Annotated in this window: 23 protein-coding genes and 1 pseudogene; 10 read left to right on the top strand and 14 right to left on the bottom strand. The window is 72.0% G+C overall.

Annotated features, from left to right (window positions below; genetic code table 11):
• Nucleotides 1–3: 3 nt before the first annotated feature.
• Nucleotides 4–4,053 carry an FxSxx-COOH system tetratricopeptide repeat protein gene (gene fxsT, locus C6361_RS16640; RefSeq protein WP_159079351.1) on the top strand — a complete coding sequence of 1,350 codons (4,050 nt, stop codon included), beginning with the start codon at nucleotides 4–6 and terminating at the stop codon, nucleotides 4,051–4,053.
• On the opposite strand, the gene C6361_RS16635 is transcribed toward fxsT, so the two are convergent.
• From C6361_RS16635 to fxsA, 3 genes are all read right to left on the bottom strand, one after another.
• A complete protein-coding gene (locus C6361_RS16635) occupies nucleotides 4,022–5,857 on the bottom strand; it encodes an HEXXH motif domain-containing protein (protein WP_159079350.1) in 1,836 nt (611 codons plus the stop codon). The two genes, fxsT and C6361_RS16635, sit on opposite strands and share 32 nt — an antisense overlap.
• The gene (locus C6361_RS16630) at nucleotides 5,835–6,983 is read right to left on the bottom strand and encodes an FxsB family cyclophane-forming radical SAM/SPASM peptide maturase (RefSeq protein ID WP_234359528.1); all 1,149 of its coding nucleotides are present in this window, start codon (nucleotides 6,981–6,983) and stop codon (nucleotides 5,835–5,837) included. The genes C6361_RS16635 and C6361_RS16630 overlap by 23 nt, the downstream gene beginning before the upstream one ends.
• A gap of 96 nt (nucleotides 6,984–7,079) precedes the next feature.
• Nucleotides 7,080–7,241: an FxSxx-COOH cyclophane-containing RiPP peptide gene (fxsA, locus tag C6361_RS16625; RefSeq protein WP_159104861.1), complete on the bottom strand. Its 162-nt coding sequence runs from the start codon at nucleotides 7,239–7,241 to the stop codon at nucleotides 7,080–7,082.
• A 233-nt stretch (nucleotides 7,242–7,474) separates the two neighbouring features.
• Here fxsA and C6361_RS16620 point away from each other — a divergent pair, with 233 nt between their 5' ends.
• Nucleotides 7,475–8,071, top strand: a complete 597-nt coding sequence (locus tag C6361_RS16620) for a VanZ family protein (protein WP_107268276.1) — start codon at nucleotides 7,475–7,477, stop codon at nucleotides 8,069–8,071.
• A 370-nt stretch (nucleotides 8,072–8,441) separates the two neighbouring features.
• On the opposite strand, the gene C6361_RS16615 is transcribed toward C6361_RS16620, so the two are convergent.
• Both C6361_RS16615 and C6361_RS16610 read right to left on the bottom strand, forming a co-directional pair.
• Nucleotides 8,442–8,666, bottom strand: a complete 225-nt coding sequence (locus C6361_RS16615; RefSeq protein ID WP_107258403.1) for a DUF397 domain-containing protein — start codon at nucleotides 8,664–8,666, stop codon at nucleotides 8,442–8,444.
• A 1-nt stretch (nucleotide 8,667) separates the two neighbouring features.
• On the bottom strand, nucleotides 8,668–9,513 hold the full coding sequence (locus C6361_RS16610; protein WP_107258404.1) for a helix-turn-helix transcriptional regulator: 846 nt from the start codon (nucleotides 9,511–9,513) through the stop codon (nucleotides 8,668–8,670).
• A gap of 469 nt (nucleotides 9,514–9,982) precedes the next feature.
• Between C6361_RS16610 and C6361_RS16605 the strand changes: the two genes are divergently transcribed.
• The gene (locus tag C6361_RS16605; protein WP_101371954.1) at nucleotides 9,983–10,204 is read left to right on the top strand and encodes a hypothetical protein; all 222 of its coding nucleotides are present in this window, start codon (nucleotides 9,983–9,985) and stop codon (nucleotides 10,202–10,204) included.
• A 114-nt stretch (nucleotides 10,205–10,318) separates the two neighbouring features.
• Here the strand turns inward: C6361_RS16605 and C6361_RS16600 are convergent, their stop codons facing one another.
• Both C6361_RS16600 and C6361_RS16595 read right to left on the bottom strand, forming a co-directional pair.
• The gene (locus tag C6361_RS16600; protein WP_107268275.1) at nucleotides 10,319–11,536 is read right to left on the bottom strand and encodes a lipopolysaccharide assembly protein LapB; all 1,218 of its coding nucleotides are present in this window, start codon (nucleotides 11,534–11,536) and stop codon (nucleotides 10,319–10,321) included.
• On the bottom strand, nucleotides 11,536–12,924 hold the full coding sequence (locus C6361_RS16595; RefSeq protein WP_107268274.1) for an ATP-binding protein: 1,389 nt from the start codon (nucleotides 12,922–12,924) through the stop codon (nucleotides 11,536–11,538). Before C6361_RS16595 ends, C6361_RS16600 begins: the two co-directional genes overlap by 1 nt.
• A 325-nt stretch (nucleotides 12,925–13,249) precedes the next feature.
• Here C6361_RS16595 and C6361_RS16590 point away from each other — a divergent pair, with 325 nt between their 5' ends.
• On the top strand, nucleotides 13,250–14,344 hold the full coding sequence (locus C6361_RS16590) for a D-alanine--D-alanine ligase family protein (RefSeq protein ID WP_107258407.1): 1,095 nt from the start codon (nucleotides 13,250–13,252) through the stop codon (nucleotides 14,342–14,344).
• Between the two features lie 73 nt (nucleotides 14,345–14,417).
• Here the strand turns inward: C6361_RS16590 and C6361_RS16585 are convergent, their stop codons facing one another.
• Both C6361_RS16585 and C6361_RS16580 read right to left on the bottom strand, forming a co-directional pair.
• Complete coding sequence (locus C6361_RS16585; RefSeq protein ID WP_107268273.1) at nucleotides 14,418–15,056, bottom strand: DUF3515 family protein; 639 nt, start codon at nucleotides 15,054–15,056, stop codon at nucleotides 14,418–14,420.
• Nucleotides 15,057–15,290, bottom strand: coding sequence for an Lrp/AsnC ligand binding domain-containing protein (locus tag C6361_RS16580; protein WP_101370271.1), 234 nt, complete (start codon nucleotides 15,288–15,290; stop codon nucleotides 15,057–15,059). It abuts the gene before it with no gap.
• 215 nt (nucleotides 15,291–15,505) lie between these two features.
• Here C6361_RS16580 and C6361_RS16575 point away from each other — a divergent pair, with 215 nt between their 5' ends.
• Nucleotides 15,506–16,444 carry a thiamine-phosphate kinase gene (locus tag C6361_RS16575; protein ID WP_107258409.1) on the top strand — a complete coding sequence of 313 codons (939 nt, stop codon included), beginning with the start codon at nucleotides 15,506–15,508 and terminating at the stop codon, nucleotides 16,442–16,444.
• Nucleotides 16,445–16,576: 132 nt separating this feature from the next.
• Nucleotides 16,577–17,044, top strand: coding sequence for a GNAT family N-acetyltransferase (locus C6361_RS16570; protein WP_107268272.1), 468 nt, complete (start codon nucleotides 16,577–16,579; stop codon nucleotides 17,042–17,044).
• Between the two features lie 114 nt (nucleotides 17,045–17,158).
• Here C6361_RS16570 and rpmB read toward each other — a convergent pair whose 3' ends face one another.
• Nucleotides 17,159–17,350, bottom strand: coding sequence for a 50S ribosomal protein L28 (gene rpmB / locus C6361_RS16565; RefSeq protein ID WP_101370273.1), 192 nt, complete (start codon nucleotides 17,348–17,350; stop codon nucleotides 17,159–17,161).
• 276 nt (nucleotides 17,351–17,626) lie between these two features.
• Here rpmB and C6361_RS16560 point away from each other — a divergent pair, with 276 nt between their 5' ends.
• Both C6361_RS16560 and recG read left to right on the top strand, forming a co-directional pair.
• On the top strand, nucleotides 17,627–19,261 hold the full coding sequence (locus C6361_RS16560) for a DAK2 domain-containing protein (protein ID WP_107268271.1): 1,635 nt from the start codon (nucleotides 17,627–17,629) through the stop codon (nucleotides 19,259–19,261).
• A 155-nt stretch (nucleotides 19,262–19,416) separates the two neighbouring features.
• Complete coding sequence (recG, locus tag C6361_RS16555; RefSeq protein ID WP_107268270.1) at nucleotides 19,417–21,663, top strand: ATP-dependent DNA helicase RecG; 2,247 nt, start codon at nucleotides 19,417–19,419, stop codon at nucleotides 21,661–21,663.
• Nucleotides 21,664–21,676: 13 nt separating this feature from the next.
• Here the strand turns inward: recG and C6361_RS16550 are convergent, their stop codons facing one another.
• The 4 genes and pseudogenes from C6361_RS16550 to C6361_RS16530 all read right to left on the bottom strand — a co-directional run bounded on the left by C6361_RS16550 (nucleotide 21,677) and on the right by C6361_RS16530 (nucleotide 24,892).
• The gene (locus C6361_RS16550) at nucleotides 21,677–22,009 is read right to left on the bottom strand and encodes a PCC domain-containing protein (RefSeq protein WP_107268269.1); all 333 of its coding nucleotides are present in this window, start codon (nucleotides 22,007–22,009) and stop codon (nucleotides 21,677–21,679) included.
• Nucleotides 22,006–22,848, bottom strand: a complete 843-nt coding sequence (locus C6361_RS16545; RefSeq protein WP_234359527.1) for a hypothetical protein — start codon at nucleotides 22,846–22,848, stop codon at nucleotides 22,006–22,008. The genes C6361_RS16550 and C6361_RS16545 overlap by 4 nt, the downstream gene beginning before the upstream one ends.
• A gap of 36 nt (nucleotides 22,849–22,884) precedes the next feature.
• Nucleotides 22,885–23,052: pseudogene (locus tag C6361_RS39220) on the bottom strand (helix-turn-helix domain-containing protein); the annotation flags it as partial.
• A gap of 895 nt (nucleotides 23,053–23,947) precedes the next feature.
• Nucleotides 23,948–24,892 (bottom strand): cell wall anchor protein, encoded by a 945-nt coding sequence (locus C6361_RS16530; RefSeq protein WP_107268265.1) that lies wholly within the window; start codon nucleotides 24,890–24,892, stop codon nucleotides 23,948–23,950.
• A gap of 420 nt (nucleotides 24,893–25,312) precedes the next feature.
• Here C6361_RS16530 and rsmD point away from each other — a divergent pair, with 420 nt between their 5' ends.
• Complete coding sequence (rsmD, locus tag C6361_RS16525; protein ID WP_107268264.1) at nucleotides 25,313–25,894, top strand: 16S rRNA (guanine(966)-N(2))-methyltransferase RsmD; 582 nt, start codon at nucleotides 25,313–25,315, stop codon at nucleotides 25,892–25,894.
• On the top strand, nucleotides 25,891–26,376 hold the full coding sequence (coaD, locus tag C6361_RS16520) for a pantetheine-phosphate adenylyltransferase (protein ID WP_107258418.1): 486 nt from the start codon (nucleotides 25,891–25,893) through the stop codon (nucleotides 26,374–26,376). Before rsmD ends, coaD begins: the two co-directional genes overlap by 4 nt.
• The last annotated feature ends 17 nt before the right edge of the window (nucleotides 26,377–26,393 follow it).

Genomic DNA, 26,393 nt, shown 5'->3' with positions numbered 1-26,393 from the left:
CAGGTGACATCCGCGAACACGACCACGCCGGAGACCGGTCCGAAGCCTTCCGGCAGCATCATCACGTTCTATTCCTACAAGGGCGGTGCCGGCCGGACGATGGCGTTGGCCAATGTGGCCTGGATCCTCGCCAGCGCCGGCCAGCGGGTCCTCGTCGTCGACTGGGACCTGGAATCGCCGGGCCTGCACCGCTATTTCCACCCCTTCCTGCTCGACAAACACCTGCGATCGTCGCGCGGGGTGATCGACATGGTCCGCGACTACGCCGACGCGATGCTCGAATCACCCGCCGACAACGAGGACCCGGACTGGGTCTCGACCTATGCCGACGTGCTGCGCTACGCGGTCTCCCTGGACTGGAACTTCGAGCCGCCGCCAGGGCCGGGCGGAGCGCGCCGCAAGGCCGGCTTTCTCGACCTGCTGCCCGCCGGACGGCAGGATCCGACGTACACGACGGCGGTCGGCACCTTCGACTGGTCCGCCTTCTTCGAGCGGCTCGGCGGGAACGCCTTCCTCGCGGCGCTCGCCAGGAGCATGCGGGACAACTACGACTACGTGCTGGTCGACAGCCGCACCGGGGTCGGTGACGGCGCCGGCATCTGCACCATCCGGCTGCCCGACACCGTGGTCGCCTCCTTCACGATGAACGAGCAGAGCATCGACGGTGCGGTCGCGGTGGCCCGCTCGATCATGCGCCAGCGCGACGACGGGGCGATCCGGCTGCTGCCCGTGCCGATGCGGGTGGAGGACGCCGAGCAGGTCAAGCTCGAGGCCGGCCGGGACCACGCCCGGCGCAGTTTCGCGCCCTTCCTGCCCCGGCTGACCGCCGAGGAGAGCGACCGGTACTGGGGTGACATCGAAATCCCGTACAAGCCCTTCTACGCCTACGAGGAGATCCTCGCGCCGTTCGGGGACCGGCCCCGACAGGAGGGCACCCTGCTGGCCGCGTACGAGCGGCTGACCCGGGAACTCAGCAACGGCCGCGTGACGCAGCTGACCCCGATGGAGGAGCGTCAGCGCCGACGCTGGCTGCCGGCCTTCGAGCGGGTACGCGCCGGCACCGGCACGGACCTGCTGATCAGCTACGCGGCGGTCGACCGGATGTGGGCGGAGTGGATCGCCGGTGAGCTGACCGAGACCGGCCTGCGGGTGGTCATGCGGGAGGTGGACTTCTCCTCCGTCGGCGCGGAGGCGGACGTCAGCGGGCCGGAGGGCGCGGGGCAGATCATGGTGCTGCTCTCCCAGGACTACGTGCAGTCCCCCAACGCCGCCGAGCTGTGGAACAAGACCATCGACCGGGAGCCGATGGACAGCCGCCGCTACCTCGTCGCGGTCCGGCTCGACAACGCCCGGGTGCCCGTGCCGTTCGTCGAACGCGACCCGATCGAGCTCGCCGGGCTGGGCGAGGAGCGGGCCCGCGAGCAGCTCATGGAGGCGTTCGACCGGCCCCGGCCGCGGCGCCGGGACGAGTCCCTACCCGAGGCGGGTGCCGCGCAACGGCACCGCTTCCCCAACTCCGAGCCGCCGATCTGGAACGTACCCCCGCGCAACGTCGCCTTCACCGGCCGCCGGGCACTACTGGAGGACATTCGCAACCGGTTGTCGGCCGCGGAGACCGTGGTGATGCCGCAGGCGCTGCACGGCCTCGGCGGCGTCGGCAAGACCCAGACCGCCCTGGAATACGCGCACCGGTTCCGCGCCGACTACGACGTGGTGTGGTGGATCTCCGCCCGGCAGCCGAGCGTGGTCCGCGCCTCACTGGCGGAACTCGCCGAGCAGCTCGGCGTGGCGGCCGGCAGCAGCGTCTCCGAGCGGGTGACCGACGTGCTGAACGCGCTCCGCCGTGGCCAGCCGTACCGGCGGTGGTTGATCGTCTTCGACAACGCGGAGGATCCGGCCGAGCTGCGGGAGATCCTTCCGCAGGGTCCCGGACACACCCTGGTGACGACCCGTAACCAGGCGTGGGCCGAGAAGGCGAAGACCGTGGAGGTCGGGGTCTTCAGCCGGATGGAGAGCATCGCCTTCCTGCGTCGGCGGGCGAAGCATCTCTCCGAGTCCGAGGCCTCCGTGGTCGCCGAGCGCCTCGGCGACCTGCCGCTCGCCGTCGAGCAGGCCGGGGCCTGGCTGGCCACCACCGTCGAGCCGGTGCAGCAGTACCTGGACCGGCTCGAACGCCAGTTGCCGCAGATGCTCTCCGAGGAGCTGCCACCCGACTACCAGGAGACCGGCGCGCAGCCGTGGCTGGTCTCGCTGGAGAGTCTGCGCGAGCGGAGCCCCGCCTCGGCGAAGCTGCTCGAGGTCTGCGCGTTCTTCGCCGCCGAGCCGATCCCGATGTGGCTGGTATACAGCGAACGGTTCGTCTCGGTACTGGTGCCGTACGACCCGACGCTGCGCGATCCGGTGCTGATGGCGCGGGCGATCCGGGAGGTCGGCCGGTACGCGCTGGCCCGTATCGAGGCCGGGCGGTCCGGCGTACGGGTCGACCAGCGGCGGCGAGGCGGCGAATCCGACGACTCCGGGCAGACGAGCATCCAGTTGCACCCGCTGGTCCAGGCGGTGATCCGGGCCTCGCTACCGTCCGAGGAGGCGGCCGGCAACCGCGAGCACGTCCACGCGATCCTCGCCGCGGCGAACCGGAAGGACCCGGACCGCCCGGAGAACTGGAGCCTCTACTCGGACCTCTGGCCGCACATCGTGCCGCCGGGCACGATGGACTCCGAGCAGCCCGAGGTGCGCCAACTGCTCCTTGACATGGCCCGTTACCTGTGGAAACGCGTCGACTACACCACTTGCGAGGAGTTGGCCACCGCCAGCATCGCCCAGTGGCAGCAGCGTTTCGGCGCGGACGACCCGCAGACGCTGCTGATGCGCTTCCACCTCGCGAACGCGCTGCGGCTGCGGGCGCAGTACCCGGCGGCGCACGAGATCGACCAGGACGTGCACCAGCGGCTGCTCCGTACCCTCGGCGGCGACCACCCCTACACGCTGATGGCGGCCGGCAGCCTTGCCGGTGACCTCCGCGCGCTGGGCCGCTTCGTCGAGGCGCGCGACCTCGACGAGCAGACCGAGCCGTTGGCCCGGGACGTCTTCGGCGAGTTCAACCCGCTGGCGTTGAACGCGGCACACAACCTCGCCGTGTCGCTGCGACTCGTCGGCGACCTGCGCCGGGCCCTGCAACTCGACGAGGACACCTTCAACCGGCGCCGAGCCGTACTCGGCGACCGGCACCCCAACACGCTCTACAGCGCCGGCAACTACGGGCGCGACCTGCGCGACACCGGCGAGCTGCGCGAATCGCGCCGGGTGCTGGAGCAGACCGTGGAGGCGCACCGGGAGGTGCTCGGCGAGGAGCACCCGGAGACGCTGCGGGCGATCAAGAACTACGCCGTGACACTGCGGAAGATCGGGGAGTTCGAGCAGGCACACGCCCTGAGCGCCGAGACGCTGACCCGGTCGCGGCGACTCTTCCAGGGCCCCGACCATCCCGACGTGCAGGCCTGCGCGATGAACCTCGCCTGTGACGACTCCGCCCTCGGTAACGACGAGGCGGCGCTGCGCCGCGCCCAGCCGGTCTACGAGTGGTACCGGCGGATCATGGGCGACAACCACCTCTTCACGCTCGCGTACGGGAGCAACGTCGCGATCTTCCTCCGCAAGACCGGGGAGACGGCCGGGGCGTACGAGCTCAACAAGGACATGGTGCAGCGGTTCACCGCGGTCGCCGGGGCGAACCACCCGTACACGCTGGCCGCCCGGATCAACCTCGGCAACTGCCTCTACCACCAGGGCGACTACGCGGCGGCCCGCCGCACCGACGAGCAGGACTACGAACGGCTCCGGCAACTTCTCGGCCCGGACCATCCCGACACGTTGGCGGTCGCCAACAACCTGGCGACCAGCCTCACCGCCGACGGCGACCGGTCGGCGGCACAGGAGCTGCGCCGCTCGCTGCTACCCGCGTTTCGTCGGGTCCTCGGCGACACTCATCCCAACACCGTCGCGCTGGCCGAGGAGAACCGGCTCAACTGCGATCTGGAGCCGCCTCCGACGTAGCGGCGACCGGCGTACGGCGTGGCTGGACGAGCGGGCCCCAGGTCCGCTCGCCCGCGCCGTCCTCGTCGCAGGTCACCGGCTCCAGCCAGCGGGCCAGCTCCAGCGGGTCCGCCTCGCGGCCCCGGCGGCGCAGTTCCGTGTGCACCGCGAGACAGAGTTCGGGGGAGTCGAGCCGCACCGGGTACCGGTCGTCGCGCTGGCACGCCAGGGTCAGTCCGATCCATGCGTCCAGCGGGTCCTCGCCGACCGCGATCTGCGCCCGGTACGCGTCCCGGGCCGCCGCCAGGTCGCCGCCGACCAGCGCGAGGTCGCCGACGGAGAAGCCCGGGTCCGGCTCCCGACAGAGTTCGGCGAACCGCGCCGGGTCGGTCAGCCCGAGCCGGATCAGGTCCAGCCGGGCGCTGAAGGTGAGCAGCCGCTCCGCCCGGGGTTCGACGCGCACCTCCACCCAGCGGGCCGGGCACGGCTCCCCGTCGGCGAAGAGGTCGGCGAGGCGGAGCACGGCGGCCCGATCCGGCCGGCGGTTGCGCAGCCGCCAGCCCACCCAGTGATCGGCGGCGGCGTCGCGGGCCAACTGCTGCGCCTGCGGCGAGGTCGGCTCGCTCCACCACAGCTCCTGCACCGCTCGCATCGCCGCGAGGAACCGCCGCCCGGGTGCGGTGAACCGGTCCGCCCTGACCAGGGTGTCGTGGGTCCGCCAGACCCGGTCCCGCCAGCGGACGAACTCGGCCTCCGCGAGCTGGGCCGGGCCGCCGGTGAGGACGGTGCGCTGGACCCGCCAGAAGTCGGTGACCGCGAGGAACGCGTACACGCCCTGGAGGACGGCGCCGAGCGGGCGCGGGTCGTCGCGCCAGGGTGCGTAGTAGCGGGGCCGCTCGTCCCGCTGGTACAGCTCGACGACGTCGAGTACGGCACCGAGCTTCGCGTGCTGGAACTCGTGTACCAGGCCGAGCCCGAGGGCGATCCCGTCGGCGGGTCGGGTCATCGCGGTGGCGCCGAAGGCCTCCAGGCTGGTCACGTTCACCCCGGCAGTGCTGTGCGGCGCGTCCAGCGGCACCACCGTGGTCAGGCCGGCGGCGATCCCTTCGGCGTACTGGCGGTGCTGCCGGGTGAGCATCGACCAGGCCGAGGTGAGCGCGGTCTGCCAGTGCCGTACCTCCTTCTCGTCGAGCCGGGTGGCCGCGCCGAGCTGGTGTCGGTCCCGGAACGGGTCCAGGTCGTCCAGGAGCAGCGTTATGCCCAGTCCCTCGCTCTCGGCCCGCAGCGTCCGCACCGCCAACCAGTTCTCGGTGTCCCGCTCCGGTTCGGCGGGGACGGTCACCGTACCGATGCGCAGGACGCCGTCGCGGTGGCGGACGACGGCCGGTGCCGACGGGTCGACCAGGGCCATGCCCCGGCCCGGCAGCACGAGTGCGCCGTCGCGCGGGGTGAGGGTCAGTTCGAAGTCGAGGCCGGCCCGGGCCGCCGCGTCCGCCGCCACGCAGCCGAGATAGTCGACGTCCGCCGGGGCGGGGGCGCCGTCCCGGCCACCGTGCAGCCGCCGCAGCTGTTCGGCCAGCCAGGTACCGAGGTGCGGGTGGGCGAGGGTGGCCGATCCGAGTTCGGGCCGGCGCCGGGTCGCCGCGACCAGGAGCGCGAAGTGCTCGTGTACGCGGCTCTGCTCCGGCAGGCCGTCCAGCAGCAGCCGCAGGTGCAGCATCCGCTTGCTCAGCTGGCCGGCGCGCAGCCGGTCGATGAGCGCCGGGTCGCCCAGACCACGGCCCAGTTGGTCGAGTTCGGCGTCAGCCAGGTGATGCGTGTGCATTCGTACCATCCCTCAGGCCGGTCAGATCACTGCGGAGCCGCGCCACGATGTGGCGGATGAGTCGCTCCAGGTCCGAGCAGTACACCGAGGGGTTGGCGAAGCCGGACGCCGCACGGTAGCGGTGAGGGTAGTAGCCCCCGCCGCACACCAGGTGCACGGCGCACCGCCGGCAGGCGTCGGCAAGTCCCGCCGCTCCGGCCTGGCGCGCGCGTACCTGGGGGTGGTGCATCGCGGCGTCCAGCGGATCGGCGAAGACGGTCAGATCGGTACCGACGGCGCCCGGGTACGTCGACCGTAACGTGTCGACCTGCTCGTATGCGCCGTCCACATTGAACACCACGGTGGCGACGGGGCTCAGCCCCACCGTCTCCGTGCGGCTGGGTGCACCGAACGAGAGGCGGATCAGCTCCTCGAAGAGCCGCACCCTGGTCTCCTGCACGGGTGCGCCGTACTGCCGGTCGAAGACCGCGACCAGCCAGTCACCGTAGCGGGTGGTGCCGGGCCGCCAGCCGGGCGGCGGACGGTCCCAGTGCGCGTGCGGCAGCAGGAAGTCCACCATCGGCGGGTCGTATTCGAGGAGTGCCTCGTAGGTGTGCACCGGGTCGTTCTCGACGTCCACCACGCAGAGGATGCCGGCGAAGAGCTCCGGCCGGGCGCGCAACATCCGCAGGGCCCGGTCCGCCGCCGGGAAGCTGCTGCGCCCGCTGCGGTAGCGCCGGTGCCGGTCGTTGGCGACCCGACCGCCGTCCAGGCTCACCCCGACGCGTACCCCGGCGGCGGCGAGCCGATCCAGGTCGGCGCCGGTCAGCAGCACGCCGTTGGTCTGCACCGCGATCTGCGCGGCCATCCGCTCCGGCAACGCCTCGCGCAGCCGGCCGGCCCACTGGGCCAGCAGTGCGGAGCCGGCGAGCATCGGCTCACCGCCGTGGAACACCACCCGCACCTCGGCCAGCCCGTGCGTGTCGGCATGTTCGGCGATCCGCTCGCACACGCGGTCGAAAACCGCGCTGTTCATGACCGCCGGTGCGCTGCGGGCGCTCTGGTCGGCCAGTTCGTACATGTAGCAGTAGTCGCAGGCGAGGTTGCAGCGCGACCGCAGTTTGACGACGTACTCGCGGAACGGCACCCCTCGCCCCTCCGCGCCGGCGCCCGGCGGCGCGGAGCGGGCGGGCTCCGGCGGCCGGGTCGTGGCGGGTGGTGGAAGAGGCACTGGCGGCATGACCTACATGGCCGAGTTCCACCCGGCCACCACGTCGTGGGGCTCTTCGATGTCTTCGAGGATCCTCCGCAACGAGCCGACGAAGACGGTCTGCGGCAACTCGTTGAGCTTGGCCAGGCTCACGCCGGTCAGATCGACAAGGTCGAAGTGAGCAGTCTCGGCCAAAGGTTCCATGCGACCCACCCTGGGTGATCGGTACTGCCCCTAGCATCCGACAATTCGGCGCATTGCGCCGAAGGACACGCCAATCGCAGAGCAAATGTTAGCGGTCATGGTTTCCCGGCGGCGGCCCGAGAGCCCAATGTGGGACGAGGCGACCCGGACCGGCGGCCGGTTGGTCGGGTCAGCCGCCGGAGGCGCGCCGGGTAGTTTCACGGTCGGACGGAAGCGGAGGCGGCATGCTCAGGGGCTGGCACGGCTGGGTCGGCACATTCACCGGCGTGGTACTCATCACGGTGGCCGTACTGCCGTTGGCGGCGCTGACGGTGTGGGCGCTGGCACGCCGTCGCAGGGCCGCCGGCACCGAGCCGGCGTGGGCCTGGCGGATGTCGCTGGCCGAGGTCGGCATCGTCTACGGCACGGTGCCGTGGGTATGGATGATCATGTTGCCGGGTGACCGGGCCGGCACCGTCTCCGGTCGGGTGAGCCTGGTACCACTGGTCGACCTGTTCACGATCGCCGCCGCCGGGCCGCTGACCGCGGCGGGCCAGGTGATCGGCAACCTGCTGGTCTTCGCGGCGCTGGGCTTCCTCGCCCCGCTGCGGTTCCCGGCGCTGGCGTCGGTACCGCGGATCCTGGCGCTCGCTGCGGGCTGCTCGGTACTGGTCGAAGCCGCGCAGTACCTCCTGCGGCTGGACCGGGTGTCCTCAGTGGACGACGTACTGCTCAACGCCGCCGGCGCCGGCCTGGCCGCGCTGGCGTCGCGTCGCTGGTGGCGCGACACCGCCGAAACCTCGTCGGGGCTGCCCCGATCGGCGCCGGCACCGGAATCCTGAGTCGTGCGGGCGGTGATCAGTAGGCCCCGGCTGCCTCCTTGCACCGGCGCTGCCGGCCCGCTCTCCACCCCGCTCGGCCACCACCGCCGGTTTCCCTGGCGGGACATCTGGTCCCCTCTTAGAGAGTGTTGTGATACCTCGGCGTGACCTTTGCTGACTCTTTGGACGAAGATCACTTCTGTGTCGTTGTGTTTGTAAACCGGCGTACGAGTCGTCGCTGACTGATCGGCAGTGGGCGGTGATCGAGCGCCCGGTCGGTGAGTGCAGGAACGGGTCACCCGGGCAGACCGACGAATCCCCTAGAAGACACCCAAGGTCAGTCAGAGGCTGAGTCAGACCGGCCGGGTGACCCGCTCCTACATCCTCACTGTCAGGGGAGAACGGGGGAGGCGGGCAGCGCGGTGGTGAATGCGGTCCAGGCGGCCGGCGCGAAAATCAGCACCGGCCCGGTGGTGTCCTTGGAGTCGCGGACGGCCACGACGTCGTCGGCGGCCCCGGCGAGCAGGGCGAACTCGACGCAGGCGCCCTGGTCTCCGCTGTGGCTGCTCTTGCGCCAGGGGGCCCGGCCGAGCAGGTCGGTGGTCTCCGGTGACATGTCACAGTCCTTTCAGGAGGCGGTTGATGGTGTCGCGGCTTTCCGCGGGACTCAGTGCGACGGCCCGCAGGTGTTCCATGATCTTGGTGCAGGTGCGCAGCTCGTGCGGCCGGTCGAGGATCAGTTGTCCGGCGACGGTCTCCACCGAGGCGAGGATCGGATCCTCCGGGTCGGCGAACTCGAGCAGGTGCAGCGAGCCACGGGTACCGCGGTGGTAGCCGGCCTTGAGCGGGATGACCTGGACGGTGACGTTCGGCAGCTCGGACATCTTGAGCAGGCTCTTCAGCTGTGCTGCCATCACGGCCTCCCCGCCGACCGGGCGGAGCAGGGCGCCCTCGTCGACGATGGCGTCGAAGATCGGCGGGTCGCTCTCCTTCAGCCGCTCCTGCCGGCCGATCCGGATCTGCACCCGCTGCTCCACCTCCTCGTCGCCGAGGGTGTGCGGGCCGCCGCGCATGATCGCCCGGATGTACTCCGTGGTCTGGAGCAGGCCCGGCACGACCGAGGGCTCGAAGTTCGCGATCGCGGTGGCCTCGGCCTCGACGGCGATGAAGTCGATGGTGCGGCGGTCCAGGATGTACGAGTACGGGACCCACCAACCCTGCTTCCTGGCCTCCTTGGCGAGCGCCACCATGTCCTCCAGTTCGCTCTCCGGCCGCCTGTAGAGGGTGAGCAGGGCGCGTACCGAGGCCGGGCTGACCATCGTCTGCGCGTTCTCGTACCGCGAGAGCGTGCTGCGGGTGCTGTTGATCTCGTCGGCGGCCTGTTCGAGGGTGAGCCCGGCCGCCTCGCGGGCATGGCGTAGGGCGATGCCGAGGCGGCGGGCGCGGAACGACTTCGGAGCCATGCATCGATCCTGTCACATGGAACCGGGAATGTGTGCATGAGAGAAGGTACGTGAGAGTTGCATTCACGCGTTCACAACTGGCAATCTGTCATCACGTCCTCACCGCCGGTGGTCGTGTCGACGGTGGCTGTGGGTGACCGAAGGGGAATGAGGCGCACGGCGATCGGACCTTCCCGTACCCGATCGCCGTGTCCCTCCCGCCAGCAAGCGGACCTGGAGGTGACAGATGACCGCGACCCCGTGCTGGCCTCGGGTTTCCCGATGCCGCTGGTGCGCGCGACCAGTGTTGCGGGACAACGAGGACGCGTGGATCCACGCCGACCTGGCCTACGTGTGCCGGGACCGGTGGGGTGGGCTGGCCGGCACGACCGCCGAGCCGGAGGCGGCTCGCCGTGGCCTCTGACCGGCACGGACTTCGGAGTGGTCGCGGGCGGCGCAGCCATCCGCGACGGTGGCCGGGGCGGTCACGGTGACCCGGTTCCTCGTGGTGCTCACCGACGTGCGGCCACTGACCAAGGAGGGCCGGGACGAGCGGATCGAGCCGGAGCGGCGCCGCCAGGTCGTCGGCGCCACCAGCAGGGAGGCCGCGGACCGGATCGCCGCCGCCTTCGCCGCCCTCGGCATGGTGCGGGCGGGCCGGCAGCGGGTCAAGGTACTCGCGGTCGGCCGACGTCGATCACTGGCCGGCTGAGCCGCCGCCGATCCCGGAACCCGTCCCACCGCCGAGCCCCCCGCTCAGGCCGTCGTTCGGGTCGTCGTTCGGGCCGTCGTTCGGGCCGTCGTTCGGGCCGTCGTTCGGGCCCGGTCAGGTCGGCGTTCGGGTGCCGGAGTTGAGGCGGCGGAGCCGGAACCAGCAGCGGCGGACCAGCAGACCCACCTCGACGGCGGCCCGGCTGCGCCACCGGATGATCAGCGTCACCAGCGGCACGATCAGCGACGCCCCGCCGACGACCTCGACAGCGGTCGGCGGATGCGGGTCGAGCGTGATCAGCAGCATGCCGAGCAGCAGGGCGACGAGCCGCAGCGGCGCGGTGACGAAGGAGAACCGGTAACGGTTGACCAGGACCAGCGTGCGGGTCGGCCCGGAGAGCCGGTTGAACCGCCAGCGCAGCAGCGCGAAGACGCCGGCCGCGCCGGCCAGCACCACCAGCAACCCGCTGGCCGTGGCGAGCGGCCGGGAGTCGACCACATCCTGCAACGTCCCCACCAGGAGCGTCACGAGCAGGAGTACGACGCAGCCGAGATCGGTCAGCAGCCAGAGCGCCCGGCGGGCGTTCCCGGTGGCGGCCCGGATCGCGACCGGATCGGTGGGTACCGTCTGGAGCATCCCGGCCATCACCGGCGAGGCGCGCACCGCCCGGCCCCGATCACTGTCCAAGGTGGCCAACTGATACAGGGCCTGCGGGTCGTCGGGGGCAAGCCGCAGCGCCTCCAGGTACGCCGCCCGGGCCCGACCGAACTCGGCCATCCGGCGCTGCACCCTGCCCTCGGTGACGTGCGCCCAGACACTCTCCGGATCGAGTTCCCTGGCCCGCCGGGTCGCGGCCAGCGCGGCGAGCACCGTGCGGGTACCCCGACCGCAGAGCAGCGCCTCGGCCCGGGCGAGTTCGCTGCGGGCGTCGTCCGGATCGAGGGTACGGGCCAGCTCGGCGGCGGCGAGCGCCTCGGGAATCCGGCCCAGCTGGCGGAGCGCCAGGGAGCGGTTCCGCTGCACCTGCGGACTGGCGGGGAGGCTCCGGGCCGCCATGTCGAGCACGGTCAGCATGTCCGCCCAGCGGCCCTCCCGCTGGTAGCAGTAGCCGAGCACCTGGAGCGCGTAGCTGTCGCCCGGGTCGGCCCGGAGCGCCTCGTTGATCAGCGGGTACGCCGCCTTCACCCGGCCCACCTGGGCGAGCTGCAACGCCCGCTCCAGCAGCGCCGTCCCGGGGTCCGCGCCCGAGCCGCCCCCGGCCGACGGTGCGGTCCCGTCCCCGGCCGCACCGTCGCTGGGCCCACCCCCTCCGGTGTCGACCCCGGCGGTCATCAGAGCAGCTTCCGCCGCTTCAGATAGCCGACGAGGTCGTCGTACATGCCGCCCTCGTTGGCGAACATCGCCACGTTGCGGGCGGTGGCGAACCACGGCTTGGTGGAGGGGCGGATGTCCTTGAGCGCCCGGTCGAAGTCGCGCTGCTCGATCATCCGTACCTCGCCGCGCCGGATCGAGTCGGCCATCGCGTACTCGGCGGCCGACTCGCACAGGTGCGCCAGGTCGGCGCCGGAGAAGTCGTCGGTGGCGGCGACGATCCGGCGTACGTCGATGTTGGCGATCGGCCGCTCCCGCAGGTGGTACTCGAGGATCGAGGTCCGGGCCGGCGCGTCCGGCGGGAGTACCAGCACCACCCGGTCGAGGCGGCCGGGGCGGCGCAGCGCGGGGTCCACGTCCCAGGGCGTGTTGGTGGCGGCCAGCACGAAGACGCCCTCGTTGTTGCCCTCCACACCGTCGAGTTCGGCCAGCAGTTGGTTGCCGATCGTCCGCATCCCGCTGGAGGTGACCTTGGAGCGCTTGTGTCCGAGCGCGTCGACCTCGTCGAGGAAGAGTACGCACGGCGCGCTGCGCCGGGCCGTCTGGAACAGCTCGTGCAGGTTGCGCTCGGAGTTGCCGATCCACATGTCCAGCACGTCCACGATGGAGAGCGAGATGAACTTGGCGCCCATCTCGCCCGCGATCGCCTTGGCCAGGAACGTCTTGCCGCAGCCGGGCGGGCCGTACAGCATCAGGCCGCCGCGCAGGCTCTTGCCGTAGAGCTTGCGCAGTTCCGGGTTGCGCAGCGGGCCGAGGAAGGCCAGCTCCAACCGCTCCTTGACCTCGGTCATCCCGCCGACGTCACCGAGCCGGATCGTGGAGACCTCGACGTCGAACATCCGGTCGGCGTCCCCGGTCACCGGCTCGGGCTGGTCTCCGGCCGGTGAGAAGCGCGGCGGTACGACGTCGGCGAGTTCCTGCTCGTAGGCGGCGAGCGGATCGTCACCCGGCTGGCCCGGTGCGCCCGGCTGGCCCGGTACGCCCGGCTGGCCGGGGCGTGGTGGGTCGGCTGCCGGCCCGGTGCCGCCGACCGCTCCGGCGGAGGCGTCCGCACCGGCCGCCGCGCCCGGCGAGGCCGCATCGGAGACCGGCGTACCGGAGGTTGGCGTACCGGAGACCGGCCGGCCGGCGGCGGGCGCGGGTGTGCCGCCGCCCAGGGCCCGCTGCATCAGGGCCTGTGCCTGGGGATCGGCGGGGTTACGGGCGAGCGCCTGCCCGACGTGCGCGATCGCCTCGGCGGGACGTCCGGCGTCGAGGAGCAGCCCGGCGAGATGCAGCCGCAGCGGGACGTCGTCCGGGCTCGCGCCGACCGCCGCGCTCAGGCTGTCGATAACCGAATCGGAAGTCACAAGACGAGCAGCCTAGACGGCGCCCGTCACCGGGGCGACACACCCGCAACTCCGGTCCCGGCGAACCCTCGCGGATCGGTACGCCACCGGTTACCCGTTGTGCTCGGCACGCTCACGGCGGCGGAGGTTTCCCGACGGTGAAAAGGGGTGTGGACCCGGGAGTTGGCCACGCAGAGTAGGGTCACCCGGTGAGCGCACGAGGAGCGACGGCAACACCGTTGGGTCTGCCAATGACGGTGCCCGCCCGGTGTGACCGCGACCAGCGACGACAGCGACCAGCGGTGACATGAGCGCACAGCGGTGACGCGAACGAAAGGTGACCGGAGTGACCACCCCAGGCAAGACCCGTGTGGCCCTCGTCTTCGGCGGCCGCAGCACGGAACACGCCATCTCCTGCGTCAGCGCCGGCAGCATTCTGGCCGCCCTCGACCCGGACGAATTCGACGTGGTCCCGGTGGGCATCACCCGGGCGGGTCAGTGGGTGCTGACCGACGGTGATCCGGCCCAGTTCGCCATCACCGACCGGCGACTACCGGAGATCACCGCCGCCGCCGGATCGACCGTGGTGTTGCCGGCCGACCCGACCGGCGACGGGCTGATGGTGCTGGACCCGGCCCAGGGGCCCCAGGCACTCGCCGGGGTCGACGTGGTCTTTCCGGCGCTGCACGGCGCGTACGGCGAGGACGGCACCATCCAGGGACTGCTGGAGATGGCCGGCATCCCGTACGTCGGCGCGAACGTCTTCGCCTCGGCAGCGGCGATGGACAAGGAGTTCACCAAGAAGCTGGCGATCGCGGAGGGCATCCCGGTGGGGCCGTACGCGGTGCTGCGCAGCGGGGTCAGCCTGACCGAGGAGGACAAGGAGCGGCTCGGGCTGCCCGTCTTCGTCAAGCCGTCCCGGGCGGGTTCGTCGGTCGGGATCAGCAAGGTCTCCGACTGGGCGGACCTCGACGAGGCCGTCGCGCTGGCCCGGCAGGTCGACCCGAAGGTGCTGGTCGAGGCCGCGATCATCGGCCGGGAGATCGAGTGCGGGGTGCTGGAGGCCGAGGCCGGCGGTGGCCCGGAGGCGTCGCTGCTGGCCGAGATCCGGGTGGTCGAGCACGACTTCTACGACTTCGAGGCGAAATACCTCGACGCCAGCGACTACGACATCCCGGCCGAGCTGCCGGACCGGGTGACCCGGCAGGTGCAGGAGTACGCCTGCCGCACGTTCAGCGCGCTGGACTGTGCCGGTCTGGCCCGGGTCGACTTCTTCGTCACACCGGAACTGGACGTCTATCTCAACGAGATCAACACCATGCCGGGCTTCACACCCACCTCGATGTTCCCGCAGATGTGGGCGGCGACCGGGCTGGAGTACCCGAAGCTGGTGAACCGGCTGATCCGGACCGCGCTGCGTCGAGGCACCGGTCTGCATTGACCAGCGTCCGTTCGCTGCCCGTCCGGGCGCGGCCGGCGCTGCCCCTCCGGGTGCCGCCGGCTCGTGGCGGTGGTCAGCCCCCGGTGCAGCCGCTGGGAATCTGCGGCAACGACGGCACGGAGGCGACCAGGGACTCCGACACCGGTGCCGCCCACTGCACCGTCTGCTCCTGCCCGGCCGGCACGCTGAGCCGGACCGGCACCTCACGGTCCACAGTGGTCAGCACCAGGCCGCCGTCGCGATGCTCGGTGAGCCAGCAGACGTTGTTGACCATCCACAGGTCGGGTACGTCCGGAACGGCCGGCGGGGCCACGCCGCAGGCGAGGGTGATGGCCGGGTCGCCGTACGCGGCGTTCTGCTCCGGGCCGGCGGTGACCGGTCGCTGGCCGAGGCTGCGGAGGGTGGCCGGCAGCCGTGACAGCAGGGCCCGGCAGACCGTGGCCGGCCGTTCGGCCAGGGCCGGGGCCGCCATCTGCACCGGCGTGCTCGCCTGCGGCGCGGCCGAGGTCGGCGTCGGAGCGGGCTTTGCGACCGGATCCGGGCTGAGCTGGCCGAAGACCAGCACCGCGACGAGGGCGGTCAGCGGCAGGGCGACCACGGTCGCCCAGAGCGCCGCCTGCCGGGTGGTCCGGTCCGGTCCGGCCCCGGTCGGCCGGTCCGCCGGCCCGGTGGTCGCCGCCTCCGGCTGGCTGGGTCTGGTGCTCCGCGCCATCTACAACCGGACCACGGAGCAGGTCAGCGTGCGGGTGATGCCGGGCACCAACTGCACCTTGCTGACGATCATCTTGCCCAGCTCGTCGACGGTGTGTGCCTCGGTGAGCACGACCACGTCGTACGGGCCGGTGACGGCGTCGACGCGGACGACTCCGGGAATATCCGAGATGTGCGCGGCCACGTCACGTGCCCTTCCGACCTCAGTCTGGATGAGGATGTACGCCTGGACCACGACCCGCCTCCCGTCCGCCGCCGAGCGGCTAGACCGTGAAAATACCGTACGGAGCAGGGCGGATCCCGATCGGTGGTCGGAGGAGACACGATGAGCGATCGAATCGGCCGGCCGGGTGCGGGTGCGGTGCCGGCTCCGGAGGTACCCGGAAACCGGCGGCCGCGACCGGCGACCGGCCCGGCAGGTCCGGCTGCCGAGCGTGCCCGGGGGTCGATGTGAGCGTCGCGCGGGCCGGCGAGTTCGGTCTGATCGCCCGGGTCACCGCCCGGCTGGGCAGCGGACACGCCACGCTGCTCGGGCCCGGCGACGACGCGGCGGTGGTGCACGCACCCGACGGTCGGGTGGTCGCCTCCACGGACGTACTGGTCGAGGGTCGGCACTTCCGCCGCGACTGGGCGAGCGCGGTGGACATCGGGCATCGGGCCGCCGCGGCGAACCTGGCCGACGTGGCGGCGATGGGCGCGGTGCCGACCGCGCTGCTCGTCGCGCTCTGCATGCCGCCCGACCTGGAGGTGCAGTGGGCGGAGGAGCTGGCCGACGGCCTGGCGGCGGAGGCGGCCAAGGTCGGGGCGAGTGTGGTCGGCGGGGACATGTCGGCCAGCCCCACCCTGACCATCGCGGTGACCGCCCTCGGCGACCTGGCCGGGCAGGCTCCGGTGGTACGCAGCGGGGCGCGGGCCGGCGACGTCGTCGCGCTCGCCGGTCGGCTCGGCTACGCCGCCGCCGGCTACACCGTGCTGTCGCGCGGGTTCCGCACCCCGAAGGTACTGGTCGAGGCGTACCGGCGGCCGGAGGTGCCGTACGCGGCGGGACCGTCGGCGGCCCGGTTCGGCGCCACGGCCATGATCGACGTCTCGGACGGGCTGCTGGCCGACCTCGGTCACGTGGCGACGGCCAGCCGGGTCGGCATCGACCTGCTCGGCGGCGCGTTCGAGGTGCCGGAGCAGATGCGGGACGCCGCGCACGCGCTCGGGGTGGACCCGCTGGCCTGGGTCCTCGGCGGTGGCGACGACCACGCGCTGGTGGCGACGTTCCCGGAGGACCTGCCGCTGCCGGGCGGTTTCCGGCTGATCGGGCACGTCGTGCACGGCGCCGGAGTCACCGTGGACGGGCGGGACTACAAGGGATCGGGTGGCTGGGACCACTTCCGCTGACCGGTGCCGGTCGCGCCGTCCGGTGCGCTGTCCTTCACGCCGTTCGGTGCGTCCGGTGTGCCGGCTTCTGTGTCGGTGATCACGCCCGGGGCAGATCGGTGGGGGCCGGGTGCGGGTCGTACCCTTCACCGGGTGAGTGAGCTGGACATTCGCGTCGTTCCCTACGATTCCCCGGTGGCCCGGGAGCTGGTCGATGCCGCACTGGCCGACCTGGCGCAGCGCTACGGCGGCGGGGGCGACGAGACACCCGTGGCGGCGACCGAGTTCGAGCCGCCCGCCGGGGCGTTCCTGGTGGCGTACCTGGACGACGTGCCGGTCGGCTGCGCCGGCTGGCGTACCCACGACGGGGCCGGCGACGTCGCCGAACTCAAGCGGATGTACGTCTCACCGGTGGCTCGCGGTCGCGGCGTAGCCCGCCGGGTGCTGTCGGCGGTCGAGGGCTCCGCCCGGGAGTACGGGCGGCGCCGGCTGATCCTGGAGTGTGGCGACCGGCAGCCCGAGGCGATCGCCCTCTACCAGGGCAGCGGTTACCAGCGGATTCCGGACTTCGGCTACTACCGGAACGAGCCGGGCGTCCTCTCGTTCGGCCGGGCGCTCTGACGCCGACTCTGACGCCGACCGGGGCCGGCAGGGGCCGGGCTGGTACAGACAGCGACAGCCGCCGGAGCGGTGCTCCGGCGGCTGTCCGTGCTTCAGGGTCTGCCCAGGGGTGGGTCAGGCGCGGGCGACCTTGCCGGCCTTGATGCACGAGGTGCAGACCTTGAGCTTGCGGGTCGTGCCGCCACCCGCCGGGGTACGCACCGACTGGATGTTGGGGTTCCAGCGACGGTTGGTCCGCCGGTGCGAGTGGGACACGTTGTGGCCGAAGCCAGGCCCCTTGCCACAGATGTCGCACACGCTAGCCACGGGATACTCCTGGGATTGATCGTCGTCAGGTTGCCGGCAGGGTGCTGCCCGGGCAACCTGGCCAGGGTACCCGATGCGCCGGTCGCCGTGCGAATCGGCTCCCGCCGGTCCGGACCGGCCGCCAAGCCGCCCGAAGACGCCCGGGAGACGGACGCCCGGGAGACGCCCGGAGACGCCCGGAGATGCCGGAGGAGCGCGGCGGAGACGCCTGCCCGGTCCCACTCGTGGTGCGGCGGTGCCAGCGGGGCGTCAGGGTACGCCAGTAGGCTTCTGGCCGTGCTGGAGACCCTCGACGCCATGGCCCTGCGCCGGTGGTGTGCGGGCGGGTTGGCCGCGCTCAGGCGGCACCAGGACGAGATCAACCAGCTCAACGTCTATCCGGTTCCCGACGGCGACACCGGCACCAACCTGGTGCTCACGATGACCTCGGCCGAGCAGGCGCTGCGGATGGAGCGGGACGATCCGGACGTTGGGGGACAGCCGGCGCACGTCAGGGTGCTGCGGCTGCTGGCCCGGGGCGCGCTGCTCGGCGCCCGGGGCAACTCGGGAGTGATCGTCTCGCAGATCCTGCGCGGCCTGGCCGACGCCCTCGCCGGCACCCCGGAGGTCCGGGGCCGGGCGCTCGCGGCGGCGCTGCGGGCGGCCAGCACGGCGGCGTACGGCGCGGTCGCCGAGCCGGTCGAGGGGACCCTGCTCACCGTCGCCGCCGCCGCCGCGACCGCCGCCGAACGGGCCGGCACCGACGATCTCGCGGCGGTGACCCGGGCCGCCGCGAGCGCCGCCGACGAGGCGCTGGCGCGTACCCCGGAGCAGTTGCCGGCGCTGGCCCGGGCCGGTGTGGTGGACGCGGGCGGACGCGGCTTCTGCGTCCTGTTGGACGCGCTGGTCGAGGTGGTCACCGGCGCCGCGCCGGAGCGGCCGGAAGCCGCACCGGCACCGCCGCGCCGGCCGCTGGCGGCCGCCCGGGAGACCGGCTCGACCGAGTACGCCTACGAGGTGCAGTTCCTGCTCGACGCCGACCTTGCGGCCGTACGCCGGCTCCGGGCCGAACTCGCCCGGCTGGGCGACTCGCTGGTGGTCGTCGGGGACGAGGCGGGGCCCACCGGCCCGTCGACCTGGAACGTGCACGTACACGTCAACGACGTCGGGGCGGCCATCGAGGCCGGCGTGCTGGCCGGCCGGCCGTACCAGATCTCGGTCACCCGCTTCGAGGACCAGCTCCCGGCGGCGGCCCCGGCGGAGCAGCCCGAGCCGGACGCGCCGGAACGGGCGGCGGTGGTGGTCGCGTCCGGCCCCGGCCTGGCCGCGATCTTCGCCGCCGAGGGTGCGACCGTGGTGGACGGCAACCCGTCCGCCGGAGAGCTGCTCGCGGCGGTCCGGTCGACCGGCGCGTCCCGGGTGGTGGTGCTGCCGAACGACCCGAACGCCCAGGCGGTGGCCCGGGTGGCGGCGGAGGAGGCGCAGCAGCTCGGGATATCGGTGAGCGTGGTGCCGACCCGCTCCCCGGTGCAGGCGCTGGCCGCCCTCGCGGTCCGGGACCCGGCCCGCCGGTTCGCCGACGACGTGATCGCGATGGCCGAGGCGGCCGGCGCCTGCCGGTACGCCGAGGTCTGCCACGCCTCCCGGGAGGCGCTCACGGTGGCCGGGCGCTGCCAGCCCGGCGACGTGCTCGGGCTGGTGGACGGCGAGGTGCACCTGATCGGCGGTGACCTGGTGCAGACCTGCGCGGCGCTGCTCGACCGGATGCTCGGCGGCGGCGGTGAGCTGGTCACCCTGCTGCTCGGCGCCGACGCCCCGGAGGAGCTGGCCGAGGTCCTCCGGGCCCACCTGACCCGGCGCTGGCCCTTCGTCGAGGTGCACCACTACTCCGGCGGCCAGCCGTTCTATCCCCTGCTGGTGGGAGTCGAATGACGCTGCCGGGGAAGCCGCCCGAGAATGCCGGGGAAGTCGGCCGAGGGTGCCGGGGAAGTCGCCCGAGGGTGCCGGGGGAGTCGGATGACGGTGCTGGTGGAGAGCTGGATGACGGTGCTGGTGGGGAGCCGGACGAGAGCGCTCGTGGGGGGCCGATGACTGCGAACCGACCGACCTCGGCCGGCACCGAAGCGACCTCGGCCGACCTGGAGACGCCGCTGCGCAAGCTGGTCGGCGAGAAGACGGCGAAGGCGCTCGCCAGCCACCTCGACCTGCACACGGCCGGCGACCTGCTCTACCACTTCCCCCGCCGCTACGACGAGCGGGGCGAGCACACCGACATCCGCTCCCTGGAGGTGGGGGAGCAGGTCACCGTGCTCGGCCAGGTGCAGCGTACGGCGGTCCGGCCGATGCGCCAGCGCCGGGGAAACCTGCTGGAGGTGACCGTCGGGGACGGCTCCGGCGGCGTGCTGACGCTCACCTTCTTCGGCAACCAGGCGTGGCGGGAACGGGACCTCAAACCCGGCCGCTGGGGCATGTTCGCCGGCAAGGTCACCGAGTTCCGGGGCAAGCGCCAGCTCAACGGCCCGGAGTACGTCCTGCTCGGCGACGGCTCCGGCGGCGGCGAGCCCGGCGCCGGTGGCGAGCTGGGCGAGGAGATCGAGGAGTTCGCCGGCGCGCTGATCCCGGTCTACCCTGCCGCGGCGGCGGTGCCGACCTGGGTGATCGCCCGCTGCGTCCGGGTGGTGCTGGACACCGTCACCCCACCGGAGGACCCGCTGCCGGCGACGCTGCGGGCCACCCGGAACCTGGTCGGGCTCGCCACCGCGCTGCGCGAGATCCACCGGCCGGCGAGCAAGGAGGAGCTGTACCGGGCCCGGCACCGGTTGAAGTGGGACGAGGCGTTCGCCCTGCAACTGACGCTGGTGCAGCGCAAGCACCGGGCGGCGGCCTGGCCGGCGAAGCCCCGGCCGCGCCGCGAGGGCGGGCTGCTGACCGCCTTCGACGCCCGGTTGCCGTACGAGCTGACCGCCGGGCAGCGCGCGGTCGGCGAGGAGGTCGCGGCCGATCTCGGTACCGCCCATCCGATGCACCGGCTGCTCCAGGGCGAGGTGGGCTCCGGCAAGACGGTCTGCGCGCTGCGCGCGATGCTCCAGGTGGTCGACGCGGGCGGCCAGGCCGCGCTGCTGGCCCCGACCGAGGTACTCGCCGCGCAGCACTACCGGGGCATGCTCGACCTGCTCGGCCCGCTCGGTCGACGGGGCGAGCTGGACGGCGACCCGGACGGTACCCGGCTGGCCCTGGTCACCGGCTCGCTCGGCGCGGCGGCCCGGCGGCGTGCCCTGGAGACCGTCGCCGCCGGGGAGGCCGGAATCGTGGTCGGCACGCACGCCCTGCTCTACGAGGGCGTCGACTTCGCCGACCTCGGACTGGTGGTGGTCGACGAGCAGCACCGGTTCGGTGTCGAACAGCGGGACGCGCTGCGCGCCAAGGCCGAGCAGCCGCCGCACGTACTGGTGATGACGGCGACACCGATCCCGCGCACCGTGGCGATGACCGTCTACGGCGACCTGGAGATCTCCACCCTCTCCCAGTTGCCGCGCGGCCGGTCGCCGATCGCCTCGCACGTCGTACCGGCGGCGGAGAAGCCGGCCTATCTGGACCGGGCCTGGCGCCGGCTGCGCGAGGAGGTCGCCGCCGGACACCAGGCGTACGTGGTCTGCCCGCGCATCGGCGACCAGGCGGCGACCGCCGAGGAGGTCGGCGCGGTCGGCGAGGACGGCCGACGTCCCCCGCTGGCGGTGGCCGAGGTGGCTCCACTGCTCGCCGAGGGCCCACTGCACGGGCTGCGGATCGGCGTACTGCACGGCCGGCTGCCGGCCGACGAGAAGGACTCGGTGATGCGCACCTTCGCGGCCGGCGAGCTGGACGTGCTGGTGGCGACAACGGTGATCGAGGTCGGGGTCGACGTGCCGAACGCGACCGTGATGATCGTGCTCGACGCGGACCGGTTCGGCGTCTCCCAACTGCACCAGTTGCGGGGTCGGGTGGGCCGGGGTTCGGCGGCCGGGCTCTGCCTGCTGGTCACCGAGGCCGTCGAGGAGTCGCCGGCCCGGGAGCGGCTGGACGCGGTCGCCTCCACCACCGACGGGTTCCGGCTGGCCGAACTCGACCTGGAGCAGCGCCGGGAGGGCGACGTACTCGGGGCGACCCAGTCCGGACGGCGCTCGCACCTGCGGCTGCTCTCGCTGCTGCGTGACGCGGAACTGATCCGGGACGCTCGGGTCGAGGCGATCGCGCTGGTCGAGGAGGATCCGGAACTGGACCGGCATCCGGCGCTGGCCGCCTCGGTCGCCGCCCTGGTCGACGAGGAACGCGCCGAATACCTGGAGAAGGGCTGACGGTCAGCCAGCGTCACAGCGCCAACACGTAGGCGTTGACGAAGAAGTGTTCGACCCTGCCCCAGTGCAGATGACCGGCCTTCGCCTCGTCGCCCTGCCGGCCGAGTACGACGTGTACGTGCACCTCGCCGTCCTTGACCTCGCCCGTCCCGGTCAGCTCCATCGGCTCCTCGTACTCCGTGACGATGTCCTTGGAGTAGTCATCGGCCGCCATCGTCGAGATCGCACAGCCCTCGACGGCCCCGATCAGCGACACGATCGCGCCGTTCGTGACGCCACGTGCCTGAAGCTCGGCCTTCAGCGTCGTCATGACTTCCTGGCCGGGCTGCACGGAAACGAGGATCATCGGGACCTCTCTGCTGTCGTCGTGATCGGGTCCGCACCCGCCAGGAGCGCCGCCATGGTGCGTAGGTTCTCGGCTGCTCTCTCGGTCCGCAGGGCATCGGTGACGGCAGCCTTTACCGCCTCCCGGCTGGTCGCGTTGGCCCCGTACAGGAGCACCGCGCTACACCACCGGGCCGCCGCGTCCCGTGGATTGCGTAGCTCTTCCGCGAGCTTCAGTGCAGCTTCTGGCCCGACGACGGTCGACCCCTGGGCAAGTTGGATCGCGAGTGCCCAGGACAGCCCGAGAACCCGGCTCGCGACGGCGGTCAGGTATAGCGTGCGCATCGCCTCGTCAGTCCGCAGAGCCGCTATGACCCGGTCGGCCGTCTCGGGCGCGTCGACCTTGGCCAGGATGCCGGCCGCGTTCACTCGCAGTATCTCTGTCGCGCCACCGCTCATCCAGCGGCTGAGGGTCGCTTCGCTGGCCGGGTCCTGCTCGACGAACTCGCGGATCACGAGGTCGGTCGCATGGCTGGTTTGCGCGGTCTCAAGCTGTCCGCTCGTGCCCGTGGCGATGCCGTCGAAGACCCGGCAGGCCAGGTGAAAATCGAGTAGGCCCGGGTGAGGGAAGCGTACGACTCCCGCAGGGGTGCGGACGAGTTGGCGACGCTGTAGGAGCTGAGCCGTGGCAGGTCGCAGGGCAGCCGGTATCAAGCTCTCGGGTAGCTCGCGTCCGTCTCCGCGCCAGATCTCCCACGCGATCCACTGGGCGCACTCGTCCAGGTCAACGACCGGTGGGGCGCCAGCGACGGCGCCAGCGACGGTAGCGCCCGTCAGCGCGAGAAAGTCCTTGCGTCTCACGTCGTCAACGGTAGGCGACGGTGACTCCGTCAGCGTCCGCCGTATCGCCCGTTGGTACAGCTCGATCGTGGCTGGCGTGACGGGCCGCTCGCCGGACTCGATCCGGGACAGATGGCTTGTGGACAGGCCACCGAGACCCGCGACCTGGGCGAGTGTGAGGTCGGCTGCGCGCCGTGCCTGCCGTAGTTCCGGTCCGGTTCTCATCTCCACTCCGGTTGCCGCACCTTTGTTGCGGCACAGGTACGGCTCCCGAGCGTAGACCGTGCAGATACAGAGTGGTAGCAAGCACCCCTGCTCGGACCCAACGCGCAATCTGCACGGACGGGCGGGGGTTGCCGGCGGGGTGGCGCTCGAAGCATCTGCGTCTGGCGCCGTCCCGCCTCCATCTTTCAGTAGAGGAGGGGACATGAATTGTCTTCGACGACCCAGGCCGCCGCACCGTCGAGACTGGCGCCGCTTCTGGCGTTACTGCCGCTGCGGATTCCGGTGGACCTGCCCGGACGCCATCGAGCAGGTTCCGATGCCGTACGCGCCGAAGGTGTCGCCACTGACCCGAACCGCGTACCGCGAGGCAGTTCGGGTGCCTGCGGCCGTGGCCTCGGACGTCCCGTCCCCGCCGGTCCACCGCCGCCCGAGAAACAGCCACACGCTCTGGAATTCCCCGACCGGCTGCCGGGAGATCGGCCGGGTGAGCGGGCTGACGCACGGTCAGGCGCGCCGCAGCGGATACGTCGAGCCGGCCCAAGGCGTCGAGCGGGTATGACCCGGCCGCACGCCCCGCGCCGACCCCATACGCCGATGCGGCCGTCGTTCCGGTGCCGTGCCTGTGGGGCCGAGTGGCCGTGCTCCATCGCCCGCCGGATGCTTCTGCACGTCTACCGGAACGACCGGACGGGCTTGCTCATCTACCTCGCTGCCCAACTCACGAGGGCAATTCAAGACCTACCCGGCGTACACCCGGCGCTGTTGGCCGGTCGCATCGTCTACTGGGTACCCCGCAACCGCGCCCCCTGACCTGCGAAAAACGCTGAGGGCGCGCCGACCGTTTCCGGTCGACGCGCCCTCAGGCGGTTGGTTCAGTTGGTGCGGTCGCTACCGATCAGGCGGTGAAGGTCACCCGACGGCGGCGGGCCACGATGTAGAGCACCACACCGGCGGCGAGCAGCAGCACCGCGCCACCCGCGATGCCACCGGCAGCGGCACCGGTCAGCGGCAGTTCGCCACCGCCGCCGCCACCGCAGTCCTCCGGCTTCTCGTAGACGATCGGCTCGCCCTCCAGGCCCTCACCACTGGGGGTGACGGTCAGGCCCTCCTCGGCCGGGAACTTGACGCTGCCGGTCTCGCCCGGGGCCACGGTCAGGGTCTTGGCCTCGCCCTCGTTCGGGGTGAGGACGACGCTGATCTCCGCGTCGGTGGTGTTCTCGAGCGTGATGATCAGCTCGTCACAGGTGGACTCGTAGGTGCCCACCGGCTCGACCGGCTCCGGGGTGACCGACGGGGTCGGCTCCGGGGTGGGGGTGGTCGACGGGGTCGGCTCCGGGGTCGGCGTCGCGGACGGCGTCGGCTCCGGGGTCGGGGTGGCCGGCGGAGTCGTCGGCGGGGTGGTCGGCGGCGTGGTGGGCGGGGTGTCGCACTTGCCCTTGTCCTTGGCCGCGACCGTGCGCTCTTCCTTGATGATCCGACCGTCCCGGCGCCACTTGGCCTCGACCGTCAGGTTCTTGTTGAGCTGCTGCTTCGAGGCCGCCGTGCGGGTCTCGGTGCCGGTGAGCGGCGCGCCGCCCCGCGGGTTCAGCTCGGCACCCTCGCGGATGTCGCCGGCCGGACCGGGACGGACCTTGGTGACCTCAGCCTTGATGTTCTCGCTGTTGCCGACCGTCCACTGGAACTCGTAGTTGTTGCTCCCCTTGACGACGCAGAAGTTGCCGTAGATCTCGGGGTGGTGGGCGCTGGCCGGTGCCGCAATCGCGACTGCCGCGCCGAGGCCGAGGAAGGCGGCCCCGAGGACGGCAGCCGATCGCCGGAGCGACAGCTTAGGACGGATCACGCGTACTCCTGAGAGATGAGGGCGTCATGGTACGACGCGGGTGGGAGGCGAGCGGGGGCGCCATGGGGTGGCGCTCGACCTGCGAGAACCGCCTCCCCGACGTCGTAGGCACCGGCAAGACGCAGCCGGCACAGCGCACGACCTTAGCGATTGGCGTGGTACAGAAACAGCCTTCAGGGTCCTCTAACGATGATGTTGTCAATTCGAGATTATTGATCCACGGGCGGTAGTGAACCTATTTCACTCGGTGTGTGTGCCGTGCCTGTTTGTCTGTTTCCGTTCATCCCAAGGGTGTTGCGGTTCATCGCAAGGGTGTTGCCGTTTCATCCCAAGGGTGTTGCCGCCCGCCCGAACCGGCACGACCGTCGGGTCGCGTAGCGTCGCTGTCATGGAGCAGACGTCCATGCCGGAGACATCGGGATGACCCGGATCGTGGCGGGCGTACTCGGCGGGCGCCGCATCGCCGCCCCGCCGGGCGATCGGACCCGGCCGACCAGCGACCGGGTCCGGGAGGCGTTGTTCAGCGCCATCGAGGCGACCGTCGACCTGACCGGCGCGCGCTTCGCCGACCTCTACGCCGGCTCGGGCGCGGTCGGCCTGGAGGCGCTCTCCCGGGGTGCCGCCCAGGTGCTGCTGGTCGAGTCCGATCCCCGGGCCGCCCGGACCATCCGGGAGAACCTGGCCGCGCTGCGCTCGACCCCGGCCAGCCCGGTGGCCGGCACCGCCCGGCTGGTGACCGGCAAGGTCGCCCAGGTGCTCGGTACTCCGCCCGAGGGTGGCCCCTACGACGTCGTCTTCGCCGACCCGCCCTACGCCGTACCCGATGCGGAGCTGGCGGTGGTGCAGGCCGCGCTGCGCGATCAGGGCTGGCTGGCCCCGGACGCCCTGCTGGTGATCGAGCGGTCCACCCGGTCCGGCGAGGTCGACTGGGTGCAGGGAATCACTGCGCAGCGCAGCCGCCGTTACGGCGAGACCACTCTTTGGTACGGTCGCCGATCGTGAGACGTGCGGTCTGTCCCGGCTCCTTCGATCCGGTCACCAACGGTCACCTCGACATCATCGGCCGGGCCAGCCGGCTCTTCGACGAGGTGATCGTCGGCGTGCTGATCAACGAGTCCAAGCGCGGGCTGTTCACCGTCGAAGAGCGGATCGAGATGCTCCGCGAGGTGACCGGCTCCTACGGCAACGTCCGGGTGGAGTCGTTCCAGGGGCTGCTGGTCGACTTCTGCCGGACCCAGCAGGCCGGCGTGGTGGTGCGCGGCCTGCGCGCGGTCAGCGACTTCGACTACGAGTTGCAGATGGCCCAGATGAACATCGGGCTGGCCGGCGTCGAGACCCTCTTCATGCCCACCAGCCCGCTGCACTCGTTTCTCTCGTCGAGTCTGGTCAAGGACGTGGCGAAGTGGGGCGGCGACGTCTCGCCACACGTACCGGACGTGGTCCGCGAGCGGCTGCGGGAGCGGCTGGTCCGCCCCGGCTCCTGACCGGCCGGCGTCCGCGC

The sequence above is a fragment of the Plantactinospora sp. BC1 genome (genome assembly GCF_003030345.1).
Taxonomy (GTDB): domain Bacteria; phylum Actinomycetota; class Actinomycetes; order Mycobacteriales; family Micromonosporaceae; genus Plantactinospora.
The sequence above is the reverse complement of the archived record's forward strand: the minus strand, read 5'-3'. Positions and strand labels throughout refer to the sequence as shown.

Coding starts and splice junctions, on each gene's coding strand:
- C6361_RS16635 (WP_159079350.1), bottom strand. CDS start 5,857: ATGCACACGCATCACCTGGCTGACGCCGAACTCGACCAACTGGGCCGT.
- C6361_RS16620 (WP_107268276.1), top strand. CDS start 7,475: ATGCTCAGGGGCTGGCACGGCTGGGTCGGCACATTCACCGGCGTGGTA.
- C6361_RS16615 (WP_107258403.1), bottom strand. CDS start 8,666: ATGTCACCGGAGACCACCGACCTGCTCGGCCGGGCCCCCTGGCGCAAG.
- C6361_RS16610 (WP_107258404.1), bottom strand. CDS start 9,513: ATGGCTCCGAAGTCGTTCCGCGCCCGCCGCCTCGGCATCGCCCTACGC.
- C6361_RS16600 (WP_107268275.1), bottom strand. CDS start 11,536: ATGACCGCCGGGGTCGACACCGGAGGGGGTGGGCCCAGCGACGGTGCG.
- C6361_RS16585 (WP_107268273.1), bottom strand. CDS start 15,056: ATGGCGCGGAGCACCAGACCCAGCCAGCCGGAGGCGGCGACCACCGGG.
- recG (WP_107268270.1), top strand. CDS start 19,417: ATGACTGCGAACCGACCGACCTCGGCCGGCACCGAAGCGACCTCGGCC.
- C6361_RS16550 (WP_107268269.1), bottom strand. CDS start 22,009: ATGATCCTCGTTTCCGTGCAGCCCGGCCAGGAAGTCATGACGACGCTG.
- rsmD (WP_107268264.1), top strand. CDS start 25,313: ATGACCCGGATCGTGGCGGGCGTACTCGGCGGGCGCCGCATCGCCGCC.